The organism is Melaminivora alkalimesophila (genome assembly GCF_000282995.1).
Classification (GTDB): Bacteria; Pseudomonadota; Gammaproteobacteria; order Burkholderiales; family Burkholderiaceae_C; genus Melaminivora; species Melaminivora alkalimesophila.
Genome location: NZ_ALEE01000683.1, coordinates 1 through 15,615, shown reverse-complemented (window position 1 = coordinate 15,615; position 15,615 = coordinate 1). Strand labels below are relative to the sequence as shown.

Genomic DNA, 15,615 nt, shown 5'->3' with positions numbered 1-15,615 from the left:
CCCCCCCCAGCCACAGCGCCTTCAGGCTGCTGATGTCGTGCTTGCGCAGATACTCCGGGTCCTGCTTCTTGAGCACCCGCACCGCCGTGGGAGCGGAGAACATGTGGGTCACGCGGTACTTTTCCACCAGGCTCCACCAGATGCCGGCGTCCGGGCGGATCGGCAATCCCTCGTACATGACCGTTGCCATGCCGGCCAGCAGCGGCGCGTAGATGATGTAGCTGTGGCCCACCACCCAGCCGATGTCGCTGGTGCAGAAATAGGTCTGGCCCGGCTCGGCCATGAAGATGTGGCGCATGCTCGCCGCCAGCGCCACGGCGTAGCCGCCGGTGTCGCGCTGCACGCCCTTGGGCCTGCCGGTGGTGCCACTGGTGTAGAGGGTATAGCTCGGGTGCGTCGCCTCGACCCACACGCAGGGCACCTGCGCATCCAGGTGCTGCTCGCGCAGTGCCGCCCAGTCATGGTCGCGCCCGGATTGCAGGGCAGCGGGCGCCAGGCCACGGTCCACCAGCACCACCGCCTCGGGCTTGTGGGACGACAGCGCAAGGGCCTCGTCCAGCAGTGGCTTGTACGGCACCACCTTGCCGCCGCGCGAGCCCGCGTCGGCGCTCACGATCACGCGCGGCTCGGCATCCTCGATGCGCGTCGCCAACGACGAGGAAGCAAAGCCGCCAAAGACCACCGAATGCAACGCCCCGATGCGCACGCAGGCCAGCATCGCAAAGGCCGCCTCGGCGATCATCGGCATGTAGATCAGCACCCGGTCGCCCTTCTGTACCCCGAAGGACTGCAGCACCGCCGCCATGCGTTGCACTTCCTGGTGCAGTTCGGCATAGGTGTAGACGCGCTCGCTGCCGGTCTCGCTCGACACCGCGATCAACGCCGGCTGCTGCGCACGCTCGGCCAGGTGGCGGTCCACCGCGTTGTGGCACAGGTTGGTGGTGCCGCCCACGAACCAGCGCGCAAAGGGCGGGTTGCTCCAGTCGCAGATCTGCTGCGGCGGCGTCTGCCACTCGATCAGCCGCGCCTGCTCGGCCCAGAACGCGTCCCGGTCCTCGATGGAGCGGCGGTGGAATTCCGCAAAGTTCGCGTGCTCGTCACTCATGGCGGCTGTCTCCTCAGTGGTGCCACGCCACAGCAGCGCGGCAGGATGGTGATTCAAAATTCATAATTATTCACGCCGGGCTTGCGACAAGCTGACGACCGCCCGGGCGGACCACCGGTGCCCGCCGGGCCCGATGGCGCTACTTGACCAGCGCCAGCATGTCCTTGAAGCGCGGATGCTCGCAGCTGCGCAGCCACTCGAAGGCCACCATCTCCGTGGTCACGAGCTCGGCGCCGGCGCCGGCCAGCCGGTCGAAGGCGGCATCGCGGCTGCGCTCCGTGCGCGAACTGCAGGCATCCGTCACCACCCACACCTCGAAATCGTCCTCCAGCAGCTCCAGCGCCGTCTGCAGCAGGCACACATGTGCCTCGCAGCCGGCGATCACGATGCTCTCGCGCCCCGGGGCGGCCGGCTGCTCGCGCTTTTGCAGATGGCGCGGCAGGCTGCGCGCATTGCCTCCCTGCGGCTTGGCTGGCGGCCGCAGCCATTCGCCCAGTCCGTCCGCGACGGCGCTGAAGTGCATCTTGGACAGGGTGCGGCGACACAGTGCGCGCAAGGCAGCATCGTTCGGCCCCAGGCGCGAGGGATTCTGTTCGGTCCCCCAGGTCGGCACGTCCACCAGCCTGGCCACTTCGGCCAGCCGCCGCGCATTGGCCAATGCGGCCGCGCCCTCGTGGATGACCGGCATCAGGCGCTCCTGGTAGTCCACGAGCACGAGTTGGGATTCGGAAGCGTCAAGCAGCATGGTGCAGGGTTCTCTCACGACGAAGGATGGGGGGCATTGTCGCCCCGCTCCGGCTTCAGGCGCAGCAACCGCCCATCCGGGCTGTCGGTGAGCAGGTACAGCCACCCATCCGGCCCCTGGCGCACATCGCGGATGCGCGCGCCCAGCCCATCCAGCAGGTACTCATCACGCACCACGCGCCCCTCCCTCACCTCCAGGCGGTGCAGCCGCTGCAGCTTGAGTGCCCCCACGAACAGGCTGCCGCGCCAGTCCGGACCATAGCGCTCGCTGGTCAGGAACGCCATGCCGGACGGTGCGATGGACGGCACCCACCAATGCAGCGGCGGCTCCATGCCGGCCTTGCGCGTCCCCTCACCGATCCGGCCGCCGCCATATTCCTCGCCGTAGGTGACGACGGGCCAGCCGTAGTTGCGGCCCGGCTGCGGCAGGTTGATCTCGTCGCCCCCCTGCGGCCCGTGCTCATGGATCCACAGCCGGCCGTCGGGCCCCCAGGCGGCGCCCTGTGGATTGCGGTGCCCGAAGCTCCAGATCTCCGGCAGCGCGCCAGGGCGACCGGCGAAGGGGTTGCCCGGTGCAGCGCCCCCGTGCGGGGCGATGCGCACGACCTTGCCCAGATGGTTGTCCAGCCGCTGCGCGTCGTCCCGACGGTGGAAACGCTCGCCCAGGGTGAGGAACAACATGCCGTCCGGCGCCTGCACGATGCGGCAGCCGAAGTGCAGCTGGCTCGCCACCTTCGGCTGCTGGCGAAACAGCAGCTTCAGCTGCTCCAGCCCGTCCCACCCTTCGGACAACTGCGCACTGGCCAGCGCCGTGCCGTTGCTGCGCCCGTCCTCCGAGGGTTCGGCGTAGCAGAAATGGATGCGCCGGTTGTGCGCGAAGTCGCGGTCCGTGACCACGTCCAGCAGACCGCCCTGCCCGCCTGAGGCGACCCGCGGCACGCCCGCCAGCGGCGCCCCCACCCTGCCGACCGCGTCGACCAGCCGCAGCCGCCCGGGCCGTTCGCTCACGAGGAAACGCCCGCCCGGCAAGAACGCGACTGCCCAGGGATGCTCCAGGCCTTGCGCCACCACCTCCGCCGAGAGCTTGCGCGCCGAAGGTGCGGGGCTGACCGGTCCCTGTGGTGGTTGCGCGGCGCCCGCCACCGCCAGGGCGGCGCTGGCCACAAGCCCCGCTCCCACCCTCCCGTGCCACGACGCTGCCATTGCATGCTCCTTTATCGGCCAAAGAACGGGAAACTGCGCCAAGGTGCTGGCAAGGCGCACCTTCCCATGCTACCCTCGCGCCCCATGCCCCGCTGGATATGCCTGCTGTTACTGGTTTGCGCAAACGCTTACGCCTCCCCTGCTGACGAGGGGACGCACCCAGCGGCTCTCCACCCGACGGTCGCAGACCGCTGGCAGGACGTGCGCCACAGCGTCGCCGACCACACCTCCGACCTCATCGCCACCGCCCTGGGTTTCGTGGGCGTCCCCTACCGCCGGGGTGGCAATCACGCCGATGCTGGCTTCGACTGCAGCGGCTTCGTGCGCGCCGCCTTCGAACAGGCGCGTGGCCTGGTCCTGCCGCGCCGCGCCGCCGAGCAGGCATCCGCCACCCAGGTGATCGACAAAAAGGACCTGCAGCCGGGCGACCTGGTGTTCTTCAACACCATGCGCCGCGCCTTCAGCCACGTCGGCATCTACCTGGGCGACGGCAAGTTCGTGCACGCCCCCCGCGCCGGGGCACAAGTGCGCGTCGAGGACATGCGGATCTCCTACTGGCAGCGGCGCTTCAACGGCGCGCGCCGCGTCGCTGCGGACGAGGCGGCTGAAACGCTCGCCCAGGCAGCGCGGCCGCGCTGAGCCGCTCGTTGCATCTGCCGTCCGGGTAGGCCTCATCCAAGGCTCGCCAGCGCCGGGCGCCATGTCACAGGTTTCCCGGACCAAGAAAGAAGGACCCGGAAATCATCTGGGCCTCTATAGGTGGGGATGGTGGAACACGGAATCGAAACCCTCATCCGCAATCCGAGCCAGGTGGTAACGCTTTGGCCTTGGGGCGTGGACTCGACGCTCTGCCCATCCGCGCCTGAGACCGTGCGCAAGCGCGTCGCACTCAACTTGACTGAGGCAATCGATCCCGTCGCATGGTAAATAGGAGGCAAGCCTTCTCGATTCGGTCGCTTTTGGTCACCAGCTTGAAAAGCTGGCACCATCGTGTCGCGCCTTAGCAACCATCCGACTGACCCGCTTCCATGCCCAAGAACACCAACGAACGCGGAATCCTGGCGATCAAGGAAGTCGCCGAGCACCTGAAGGTCACGGAGCGGACGATCTACCGACTGGCGATGGCCAAGGAAATGCCGGCCTTCAAAGTCGGCGGGACAGTGCGCCTCCGGGCAGCGGGTATTGGCGGCTGGATAGCCGACCAATCCAAGAAGGCGGAGGGAACCGCTTGATCTCCGCCTACCACGCCAAGTACTACGCCCACGAGCTGACGCGGCGACACGCCGCCGATGGCGTAGATCGTCTCTCCCAATCGCTGTTCGATGCCAGCGTCGATCTGAACCCCCATCAGATCGAGGCGGCGCTGTTCGCACTTCGCAATCCGTTGCAGGAAGGCGTGCTGCTGGCCGACGAGGTGGGGCTGGGCAAGACCATCGAAGCCGCGCTGGTGGTGTGCCAGTACTGGGCCGAGCGCCGCCGTCGGCTCTTGGTCATCTGCCCGGCGAGCCTGCGCAAGCAATGGGCGCAGGAGCTGCACGACAAGTTCGCCGTGCCCACCACCGTGGTGGATGCAGTCTCACTGCGCAAGCAGTCCGCTGGCGACATGCTCGCCACCCTGCAACGGCAAGTCGGCAAGGCAGTCGTCATCATGTCCTACCAGTTTGCCGCCAAGCTGGAGGCCGAGCTGCGCGCCGTGCCTTGGGATGTGGTGGTCATCGACGAAGCGCACAAGCTGCGCAACGCGCACCGGGCCAGCAACCGTACCGGGCAGGCGCTCAAGCGCGCACTGCAAGGCCGCAAGAAGCTGCTGCTAACCGCCACGCCGTTGCAGAACTCGCTGATGGAGCTGTACGGCCTGTCGACGCTGATCGACGAGCACCTTTTCGGCGACGAGGCTGCCTTCCGCAAGCAGTTCATCAACAGCGGGACGGGTCTTGACGAACTGCGTGAGCGTCTTGCCAGCTTCGCCAAACGCACACTGCGCCGTGACGTGCTGGAGTACATCAAGTACACCGAGCGTAAGGCTCTCACCCAGCCGTTCAACCCCACCGACGACGAGCAGGCGCTGTACGAGCGCATCTCGGCCTTTCTGCAAAAGGAAGACTCCTACGCCCTGCCCAAGCAGCAGCGCCACCTCACGGCACTGATCCTGCGCAAGCTGCTTGCCTCCAGTTCGCACGCCGTTGCTGCCACCTTGGTCACCATCCGCGAGCGCCTGCAAGGCCTGCTCACGGCAGGCAAAACGGAAGACGACGGCAGCCAGCTGGTCGAACAGCTCATTGCCGAGGACGACCTGGAGCAGGACTACCTGGAAGAGGATGCCAGCGAGGCAGAAGAAAACGCCGAAGCCTCCATGCCTGCGGCAGCCGGAAACGGCAAACCGGGCGCTGCAAAAGATGCCCAGGCCGTCCGCGCCGCGATCACCGCCGAGATTGAAGAGCTGACCGCATTCGTCGATGCTGCCCAAGCTCTGCAGACCGACACCAAGGCACAGGCGCTATTGAAGGCGCTCAACCTGGGCTTCGGCAAGATGGCCGAGCTGCGCGCGCCACGTAAGGCCATCATCTTCACGGAATCCAAGCGCACTCAGGAGTACCTGCACCGCTTCCTCTCTGCCAACGGCCACGCGGGCAAGTTGGTGTTGTTCAGTGGCACGAACACCCACGAGGAATCCACCGCCATCTACCAGCGCTGGCTGGAAGAGTACAAAGGCACGGATCGCGTCACCGGCTCGCCGCAGGTGGATCGCCGCACCGCGCTGATCGACCACTTCCGCAAGGACGACGGCACCGGCGCGGAAATCATGATCGCCACTGAAGCGGCTGCCGAAGGTGTCAACCTGCAGTTCTGCGCGCTGATCATCAATTACGACCTGCCGTGGAACCCGCAGCGAGTCGAACAGCGCATTGGCCGCTGCCACCGCTACGGCCAGCGTTTCGACGTGGTGGTCATCAACTTCCTCAACACCCGCAACCAGGCCGACCAGCGCGTGCTGGAACTGCTCACTGAGAAATTCAACCTGTTTTCCGGGGTGTTCGGTGCGAGCGATGAAGTGCTGGGTCGCATTGAAGGCGGCCTCGACTTCGAGAAACGCATCCTCCAGATCTACGACACCTGTCGCCAGCCCGAGCAGATCGAAGCCGCTTTCAACGCCCTGCAAGCGGAGCTGGAAGAAGTCATTGCCGACCGCATCAAAGACACGCAGTCCCAGCTACTGGAGAATTTTGACGAGGATGTCCACGACCGGCTCAAGCTGCGATTGGACGAGGCTGAAGCGAGGCTCGACAAACTGGGGCGCTGGTTCTGGGGTGTCACCTGCTTTGCATTGGACGGCCGCGCGCGCTTCGACGAGCAGTCCTACGCGTTTTCTCTGAGCACGCCGCCAACTGGAATCGCCGCAGGTCGCTATCAGCTCATTCGCGGTGCGGCGCAGCCGGACATGCTGGCGCACGCCTACCGTCTCAGCCACCCGCTGGGGGAATGGAGCATTGATACCAGCCTGAATGCGGCCACGCCCGTCGCCACCTTGAAGCTCGACTACGGCAAACACGGCGCACGCGTTTCCGTCATCGAGAGACTGCGCGGTATGTCCGGCTGGTTGACGCTGGCCCGACTGGAAGTCACCGCCTTCGAGACCACCGAGGCGCTGCTGTTCTCCGGTCTCACTGACGATGGTCAGGTGTTGGATCAGGAAGCCTGCGAAAAGCTAATGGCCATTCCAGCAGCAGGCAAACCCACTCCTTTGAGCACTTCCGTGCCTGAGGCACTGCTGGCCAACAGCCAGCGTGCGGTCGCCGCCACGATTGCCCAGGTACTGGAAGCCAACCAGCGCCTCTTCAATGAAGAACGCGACAAGCTGGAACGCTGGGCTGATGACAAGCTGCTGGCCGCAGAGGAAGCCCTGAAGAACACCAAGGCGCGCATCGCCCAATTGAAGCGCGACGCGCGCAAGGCTGCCACGTTGCAGGAGCAGGAAGGCATTCAGCGCGAACTGTCTGAGCTGGAGCGCAAGCAGCGACGCCTGCGTCAGGAAATTTTCGCCGTCGAGGACGAAATCATCGCCAAACGCGACGAACTGATTGCCTCGCTCCAGCAGCGCCTGCAAGAGACAACCAGCCACGAGACCCTGTTCAGCATCCGCTGGCAGGTCATCTGAACGCAAACTCTTCGAAGAATCAGATATCCCCGGATCAGCATCCCATGACCACCCAACAGAATCCCAAATTCCAGGAGCTCGTCGCCAAGCTGCGCGAGATCTTCCAGATCGACCGCCCGGAACTGGACTTCGGCATCTATCGCATCCTCAACGCCCGGGCTGGCGAGATCAACGACTACCTTGAGAATCGGCTCGCTGCAAAGGTGCAGGAGGCACTGGCCGTCGGCAGCGCCGCCAACACACAGCACCTGCAGGCGGAGCTGCAAGAAGCCGAGAAGAGCGCACAGACACTGGGTGTAAGCCCTGACAGCGTACCTAAAGTGCAGGAACTACGCGCCAAGCTGAAGGCGGCCACCGCGGGCAGCAGCGAACATGAGAACGCCGTGTTCTCGCACCTGCTCACCTTTTTCTCGCGCTACTACCAGGACGGCGACTTCATCAGCCAGCGCCGTTACAAGGGCGACACCTACGCCATCCCTTACGCGGGCGAAGAGGTGATGCTGCACTGGGCCAACAAGGATCAGTACTACACCAAGAGCGGTGAGAACTTCAGCAACTACAGCTTCAGGCTTGAAGACGGTCGCACGGTGCATTTTCGCCTTGTCGCAGCCGACACCGCCAAGGACAACCGCAAGGACAACGACAAGGAGCGCCGCTTTGCCCTGGTAGCGACCAAGACCGTTATACGCATGGATGAAAACGGCGACGAGGTCGAAGAAGAGCTGGTGCCAGTGGAGGAAGTTGCGGGCAGTGACGGCAACCAGGAGCTGATCATCCGCTTCGAATATGCCGCCCAGCCCAAAGGCACCAAGCAGGAGGCGCTGGTCACCAAGGCCGTAGAGGCCGTGCTGGCGGACGCTGCCGTCAAGGCCCGTTGGCTTGCCCTGGGCAACCGTGCACCTACCGAGAAGAATCCGCAGCGCACCCTGCTCGAAAAGCACCTGAGCGACTACACCACCAAGAACACGGCGGACTACTTCATCCACAAGGATCTGGGTGGTTTCCTCCGGCGCGAGTTGGACTTCTACATCAAAAACGAAGTGCTGCATCTGGATGATATGCAGAGCGCGGGCGCGTTTGCCGACATCGAAAAGAGCCTGCGAATGATCCAGTGCCTGCGCAGCATCGCGCTGGAATTGATCACCTTCCTGGCGCAGTTGGAAGACTTTCAGAAGAAGCTGTGGCTGAAAAAGAAGTTCGTTGTCTCCAGCCACTACTGCATCACGCTGGATCGAGTGCCGGAGTCTCTTTACCCGATGATCGTCGCCAACCAAAAGCAGTGGAATCAGTGGGCAAGCCTAAGACTACTCAAGGACGCAAACAAAGATGTTGCGTCACATGTGCTGCCTGGCACCATTGCATTCCTCAAGGCGAATCCGCATTTGACGGTCGATACCTCTTTGTTTGACAAGGACTTCCTGGCCCAACTTCTTGCATCAGTTGATGATCTAGATGCGTTCATTGATGGGACCTTAATTAAGAGCGACAATTTTCAGGCGGTCCAACTTATTTCGCAGAGATACAAGAATGCGGTGGACTACATCTATCTCGACCCTCCCTATAATACCTCTGAAAACAGTTTTGTTTACAAGAATCAATACAAGGAATCATCGTGGCTTTCGATGATTCAAAGCCGCGTCTCTCCCGCCCTTAGTATTTTGAAGGAATCGGGAGTCATGAGTTGTGCAATTGATGACTATGAGCTCCCATATCTTGAAGGCCTGCTTGACGCCGTTTTTCAGCCGGAAAATAGGTTGGGCAATCTCGTGGTGGAAATCAAACCTTCGGGTCGAACAAACGACAAATATCTGGCAACAAGCCATGAATATTTGCTGTTCTACGCGAAGAATGCTATCGAGGCAAATATTGACTTTTTCCCCTTATCTTACGAGCAGGCAGCCCAGTACAGCCTAGGAGATGGCGATGGTAATTTTAAATGGAGAGACTTTCTGAGGACTGGCGGTTACTCGACGCCCCAAGAGAGGCCAAACTCTTACTACCCAATCTTCTTTAACCCTGAGACCAAACAGGCTGCTCTCGAGGAATTTGAGGGTGCCATAAAAATTCTCCCAATCGACAGCGAGGGTAATCACCGGGTTTGGAGAAAAACCCCTCCCTCTTTTCTGGAGCACTTGAGGAAGGGGGAGATAAATTTCTCAACCAATCGAAAGGGTGAATGGAAAGTTCAACTTATTGACCGTATAAAAGATGGGATAAGACCTAAAAGCGTTTGGGTCAACCCAAAATACGACGCATCTTCGCATGGAACAAAACTGCTTAAGGCTCTTTTCGGCGAAGGCGCCGGATTTTCGTTCCCGAAGAGCATTAATGCAGTTGAGGATGCATTGCACATCAACTGTGCATCCAAAAAAGATTCCTTTGTGGTCGATTATTTCGCAGGCTCAGGAACAACCGGTCATGCACTGATCAATCTGAATAGAAAAGATTCTGGATCAAGAAAGTATCTGCTTGTTGAACAAGGCGACTATTTTGATAGCGTGATCAAGCCCCGTATTCAGAAGGTCGTCTACTGCCCAACATGGAAAGATGGTCGGCCGTCCACAAATAGCGAAGGTATGTCGCATACCTTCAAGGTGCTTTATCTAGAGAGCTACGAAGACACCCTGAACAACCTGCAACTGCGCCGTACGTCCGCGCAGGATGATCTGCTAAAAACCCTGCCGCAGCAGGCCAAGGACGACTACCTGATCAACTACGTGCTGGACGTGGAGAGCCGTGGCTCGCTACTGTCGGTGGAGGACTTCAAGAAGCCCTTTGACTACACCCTCAACGTGGCCGTGGATTCGGCGGGCGCGTTCGAGCCACGCAAGATCGATCTGGTCGAGACCTTCAATTACCTGATCGGTCTGCGCGTCAAGCACATCGACATGCAACCGGCGCGCGGTTTTGTCACCGTGACCGGCACCTTGCCCAGCGGTGAAAGCTGCCTCGTGCTGTGGCGCGACTGTGATGTGCTGGACTATGAAGGTGTCGCCAAGCTGTGCGACAAGCTGGCCATCAACCCGGCGGACAACGAGTTTGACGTGGTCTACATCAACGGCGACCACAACATTCCCACCGTGCTGACGCAGACAGCGGAGGAAGGTGGTGCCACCCGCGTGCTCAAGCTGCGCCAGATCGAGCCGGAATTTCTGGCGCGCATGTTTGATGTGGAGGATGTGTGATGGCTAATTTTGGAACCCCTAGCATTCAGCAACGAGAGCCAGAACCGGCACGCATCAAGTCCGTCACCATTGAGGGTTTCCGCAGCCTGCGCAGTATCCAGAATCTGGAGCTGCCGCAGCTCACGGTGCTGATTGGGGCCAACGGCGCAGGCAAGTCCACCCTGATCCGATTCTTCGAGATGCTGAGCTGGATGCTCAAGGCGAAGAACCTGCAGGAGTTCGTGCTGCGCCACGGCGGCGGCGATGACCAGTTTTTCATGGGTGCCCGGAAGACCTCGCGCATCCATGCCGAGTTGTGCCTTGAAACCGCATCGGGCTACAACGACTATCGGTTTGATCTGGCCCACATCTCGGCCGGCGATTCCGTGATGGTGATGAACGAAGCCTATCGGTATTCGGCGCATGACATCCCGACCAAGGCGAAGTGGACCGAGATTGAAGGGGTGGGAAAAGAGTCCAGCCTGTTGGAGAAGAAGAGCAAGACGGCCCAGACCATCGTCAACCTTTTGCGTCAGTGCTCCACCTATCAGTTTCACGACACATCCATCAACGCCGCCATTCACAACCGCTGGGATGTCACCGAGTCGTTCCGCCTACGCTCGGACGGCGGCAACCTCGCGGCTGTGCTGCTCGACTTGCGCAATGGCGACCGCAAACGCTACGAGCTGATCGTCAAGCAGATTGGCCGGGTGTTGCCGGCGTTCAAGGATTTTGTACTGGAAGAAGAAGCCGGCAAGGTGTTGCTGCGCTGGGTGGGGCGGCAAAGCGACAAGGTGTTCGGCTCTCATCTCACCTCGGACGGGTCGCTGCGCCTGTTCTGTCTGTTGACCCTGCTGAACCTTCCGCCCGAGCGCTTGCCGGACGTGCTGTTCTTCGATGAGCCCGAACTGGGGCTGCATCCGCACGCCATTACCCTGGTGGCCGAGATGTTCAAGCGCTTGTCGAAGAAGCGGCAGATCTTCATCGCCACGCAGTCGCCCTACCTGGTGGACTGCTTCGAGCTGGAAAACATCATCGTGGCCAGCGCCAACAATGGCGAGACCGTGTTGCGCAATCTGCCGCGCGAGCACTATCAGCGCTGGCTGGACGAGGAATACCAGCTATCCGACATCTGGTTGCAGCAGGCCACAGGCGGCGTGGCCTGGCTGGGTGAGCACCAGCCCGTCAAGCGGGAAGGTTCTATGGATGCGGGGCAACTCGAATGATCCGGGTATGCATCATTTGCGAAGGCCCCACCGAGGTGGAGTTCGTCAACCGCTGCCTGGAGCCCTACCTGCGGCCCAGCGGCGTCAGCGCCTACGGCACCGTGTTGAGCGCCAGATCAGGGCGGCATCGGGGTGGGCGTGTCACCGTGGATCGGCTGGCCAAAAAGATTTCACTGCACTACAGCGAGGCCGATCGCGTCTCCACGCTGGTTGATTTCTACGGTTTTCAGGACCGCGCAGGCCGCACCCGCGCCCAACTGGAGGCCGACATTGCCGCAGCTGCGCGGGCCATCACTACGGGCTATGACTCGCGCTACGTGCTGCCGTATGTGCAGATGCATGAATTCGAGGGGCTGCTGTTCACCAACCCCGCGGACTTTGAATGGGCAGAAGACGGCTGGAGCGAAGACGTGAAAGCGAAGTTGATGGCGGTGGCACAGGCGTTCCCGAATCCGGAAGACATCAACGACAGTCCCGAGACCGCACCATCCAAGCGGATTCTGAGCATCTTTCCCGAGGGCACGTATTCAAAGCCCGAGCATGGCCCGTTGATCGCCGAGGCCATCGGGATTGACGCGATGCGCCAGAAGTGTGCGCAGTTCGATGCCTGGGTTGCTCATCTGCAGGCATGGGGTAATTGAAATGGCACGGCAAACAAAAAATCAGAAGAAACGCAGCTTCCATCAGGAGCTGGTGCTCAACCGCTGGGTGCTGGGTTTCTTTCAGGGCGGCACGCTGGCGGCACTCAAGATGCGCTTGGGCGATGACCGCTTCGAGGGCATCGACGAGGACGGCCAGACCAAATTCTTCCACGAACTGATCCGAGGCTTGTTCGATCCCAACAAGGTGCCCGAGTCCGACCTGCGGCGCTACGACTTAAACGTCGTCGCCCATTGGCAGGCCATCACCGCCCAGCGCAACAAGCTGGAAGGCCACGAACTGCAGATGAAGTACTTCCAGTACCTTTCGCTGCTGTTCACCGAGCTGTATCTGGACTGGTACTTCAACCACCGTCAGGACTTGCTCGATGGCCTGAACGAGGAGATGGTTCGCTACCGTGCCGAGAACGGCGCGGAGCCGTTCCGTGACTTCGAGGCGGACGACCTGAACAAGATCGCCTTCTGGAATGCCACCGGCAGCGGCAAGACCCTGCTGCTGCACGTCAACATCCGCCAGTACCTGCACTACTTCCAGGCGGGGCGCAGCGATCACTTTCCCGACAAGATCATCCTGCTCACGCCCAACGAAGGGTTGAGCCGTCAGCATCTGGAGGAGCTGCACCTGTCCGGCTTCGGGTTCTCGCAGTTCTTCAACAAGGCCCAGTCACCCGCGCGCGGCACCATCGAAATCATCGACATCAACAAGCTGGGCGATGAGATGGGCGAGAAGACCGTCGCCGTGGATGCCTTCGAGGGCAACAACCTGGTGCTGGTGGATGAAGGGCATCGCGGCACGGGCACGGCAGCGGGCGCATGGATGGCGCGGCGCGATGCGCTGGTGCGCGGTGGTTTTGCCTTTGAGTACTCGGCCACCTTCGGGCAGGCGGTGGCGAAGGGGATGATCGTCGAGAAGGCCGAAGAAGAAAGTCTCAAGTCCAAATGGAAGCTGGCTTACCCCGGACAGCGCTTCAACCTTGCTTCCGCCAAATCAGATCCGGCCCTTGCACTAACCGCTGAAGACAAGCGCCGTGCGCGCATCACTGCTACGCGCGAGATTTACGCCAAGTGCATCCTGTTCGACTACTCGTACAAGTTCTTCTATGAGGACGGCTACGGCAAGGAGTCGCTGATCCTCAACATGAGCGGCGATGCCTACGCGCAGGCGGACAATGCCCGCAAATACTTTATGGCCTGCCTGCTTTCCTATTACCAGCAGCTTTGGCTGTGGGATACGCACCGTAACAAGCTGGTCGATTTCAACATTGAAAAGCCGCTTTGGGTGTTCGTGGGCAACACGGTGTCAGGCGAGGAGTCGGACATCCTGGAAGTGGTGAACTTCCTCGCCGACTTCCTGAACAGCGAAGCGCAGATCAAGAGCTGGCTGACCGACCTGATTGCCGACAAAGCGCAGATTTTGGACGCCAAGGGCAACAACATCTTCAGCGGGCGCTTCACGCCCCTGATGGGCTTCAGCGGTCGCGTGGATGATCTGTACGCCGACATTCTGCAGCGCGTGTTCAATGCCTCGGCCCGTCAGCGCTTGAAACTGGTCAACATCAAGAGCAGCAAAGGTGAATTGGCGTTACGCGTGGGCGATGCCGATCCCTTTGGTCTCATCAACATCGGCGACGATGCAGGCTTCTTCGGGATGGCGGAAGAAGCGGAAACCTTCGACACCGAACGCGACGACTTCGGCGGCGCACTGTTCGGCACATTGAACAACAAGGACAGCCGCCTCAACGTGCTGATTGGCTCGCGCAAGTTCACGGAAGGCTGGAGCAGTTGGCGCGTGTCCACGATGGGGCTGCTGAACATGGGCAAGGGAGAGGGCTCCCAGATCATTCAATTGTTCGGGCGTGGTGTGCGCCTCAAAGGCAAAGACTTTTCGCTCAAGCGCAGCTTGCCGCACGAGAGGCCCAAAGGCGTGCATCTGGACAAGCTGGAGACACTGAACATTTTCGGCGTGCGCGCCAGCTACATGGCTGCGTTCAAAGACTACCTGCGCGAGGAAGGCATCACGCCCAGTGACGAAGTGCTGGAGCTGGACTTCCCGACGCGGGCCAACCTTCCCAAGGGCAAGCTCAAGACCCTGGCGCTGAAGGATGGCTACAAGGACAACCAGAAACTCGGCTTCAAGCGCACGCACTTCCCGTGGCTGTACGAGATTCCTGCGCAGTTCCAGGGCAAGATCAAGCTACCCCATGTGGTGCTTGACCTGTACCCGCGCGTCGAAGCGCTGTCCAGCAAGGACAAGGGCACAGTCCCCACGACGGGAGCCCGCAACGAGGGCAAACTGAATCAGACGCTGTTTCCGGCTTTCAATTGGGATCGCGTCTATCTGGCCTTGCAGGATTACAAGCTGCAGCGCAGCTGGAGCAACTTGCGGCTGGAACGGCAGAAGCTGATCGACTTCTGCGCAGGCGCGCAGGACTGGTACACGCTGTTCATTCCGGCGGCGGAACTGAACGTGACGACCTTCGCCGATATCCGCAAGCAGGAAGACATCCTGCTGCGACTGCTGACGGACTACACCGACCGCTTCTACAAGGCCCTGAAGACGGGCTACGAAGGCCAGTTCTACGACATCACCCACATCGACGAAGACCACGGGTCGATGCTCAAGCTGTACCAGTTCGAGATCGAGAACAGCGACGACGGTCTGGAGTATCAGGCGAAGCTGGAAGTGCTGAAGAAACTGGTGGCGGACGGCAAGATCGGCCAGGCCAGCCAATGGAACGCGCCACACATGGTGGCCATCAGCTTCGACCGGCACTTGTACTACCCACTGCTGGCATTGGAAGACAAGGATGCAGTGCCGCTGAAGCTGCGTCCGCTGGCGTTTGACGCGCCAAGCGAATGGGAGTTTGTCCGCGATCTGGAGGCGTTCTACAACTCCGGCGAAGGCAAGGAAGCGATTGGCCCACGCAGTCTGTACCTATTGCGCAATGCGGATCGGGAAGAGAAAGGGCTGGGCTTCGCGTTGGCGGGTAACTTCTATCCGGACTTCCTGCTGTGGCTGGTGGACGATGCCAGCGGCAAGCAGTGGCTGACCTTTGTCGATCCGAAGGGACTGCGCAATCTCGACCTGTCGCACCCCAAGCTGGGTCTGTACAAGGAAGTGAAGACCCTGGAAACAACGCTGGCGGCGCAGGCCAAGGCGGGCGAAGCGCCGCTGGTCTTGAATGCCTTCGTCCTCTCGCCGACAAAATTCGCAGACCTGCTCAACGTGGGCGACCCCACAAAAAAGGCCGAGCTGGAAAGCCGCAACGTGCTGTTCATGGAAGACGGTGCCAGCTCTTACTTGAAGAGGCTGTTTCAGGTGCTGGCCTGTGACCTGCCCCCTTCAGGCGTGCCAACT

Annotated in this window: 10 protein-coding genes; 7 read left to right on the top strand and 3 right to left on the bottom strand. The window is 61.3% G+C overall.

The window, feature by feature from the left end; translation table 11 throughout:
• The 3 genes from A612_RS13330 to A612_RS13320 all read right to left on the bottom strand — a co-directional run.
• Positions 1 to 1,105, bottom strand: a 1,105-nt coding sequence (locus tag A612_RS13330; protein WP_019374962.1) for an AMP-binding protein, incomplete at its 3' end; no start/stop codon positions are given.
• 139 nt (positions 1,106 to 1,244) lie between these two features.
• Positions 1,245 to 1,850 (bottom strand): isochorismatase family protein, encoded by a 606-nt coding sequence (locus A612_RS13325; RefSeq protein WP_019374961.1) that lies wholly within the window; start codon positions 1,848 to 1,850, stop codon positions 1,245 to 1,247.
• 14 nt (positions 1,851 to 1,864) lie between these two features.
• A complete protein-coding gene (locus A612_RS13320) occupies positions 1,865 to 3,052 on the bottom strand; it encodes a PQQ-dependent sugar dehydrogenase (RefSeq protein WP_051001509.1) in 1,188 nt (395 codons plus the stop codon).
• An 84-nt stretch (positions 3,053 to 3,136) separates the two neighbouring features.
• Between A612_RS13320 and A612_RS13315 the strand changes: the two genes are divergently transcribed.
• The 7 genes from A612_RS13315 to A612_RS13285 form a co-directional block, all read left to right on the top strand.
• Positions 3,137 to 3,691, top strand: coding sequence for a C40 family peptidase (locus A612_RS13315; RefSeq protein ID WP_040436919.1), 555 nt, complete (start codon positions 3,137 to 3,139; stop codon positions 3,689 to 3,691).
• 389 nt (positions 3,692 to 4,080) lie between these two features.
• Positions 4,081 to 4,284 (top strand): helix-turn-helix domain-containing protein, encoded by a 204-nt coding sequence (locus A612_RS13310; RefSeq protein ID WP_019374958.1) that lies wholly within the window; start codon positions 4,081 to 4,083, stop codon positions 4,282 to 4,284.
• Entirely contained in the window at positions 4,281 to 7,208 is a 2,928-nt protein-coding gene (locus A612_RS13305; RefSeq protein ID WP_019374957.1) for an SNF2-related protein, read from the top strand. Before A612_RS13310 ends, A612_RS13305 begins: the two co-directional genes overlap by 4 nt.
• Before the next feature lie 44 nt (positions 7,209 to 7,252).
• Positions 7,253 to 10,393 carry a site-specific DNA-methyltransferase gene (locus A612_RS13300; RefSeq protein ID WP_040436917.1) on the top strand — a complete coding sequence of 1,047 codons (3,141 nt, stop codon included), beginning with the start codon at positions 7,253 to 7,255 and terminating at the stop codon, positions 10,391 to 10,393.
• A complete protein-coding gene (locus A612_RS13295; protein ID WP_075807051.1) occupies positions 10,393 to 11,598 on the top strand; it encodes an AAA family ATPase in 1,206 nt (401 codons plus the stop codon). Before A612_RS13300 ends, A612_RS13295 begins: the two co-directional genes overlap by 1 nt.
• Positions 11,595 to 12,239, top strand: coding sequence for a DUF4276 family protein (locus tag A612_RS16120; protein WP_019374953.1), 645 nt, complete (start codon positions 11,595 to 11,597; stop codon positions 12,237 to 12,239). The genes A612_RS13295 and A612_RS16120 overlap by 4 nt, the downstream gene beginning before the upstream one ends.
• A 1-nt stretch (position 12,240) precedes the next feature.
• Positions 12,241 to 15,615, top strand: a 3,375-nt coding sequence (locus A612_RS13285) for a DEAD/DEAH box helicase family protein (RefSeq protein ID WP_019374952.1), incomplete at its 3' end; no start/stop codon positions are given.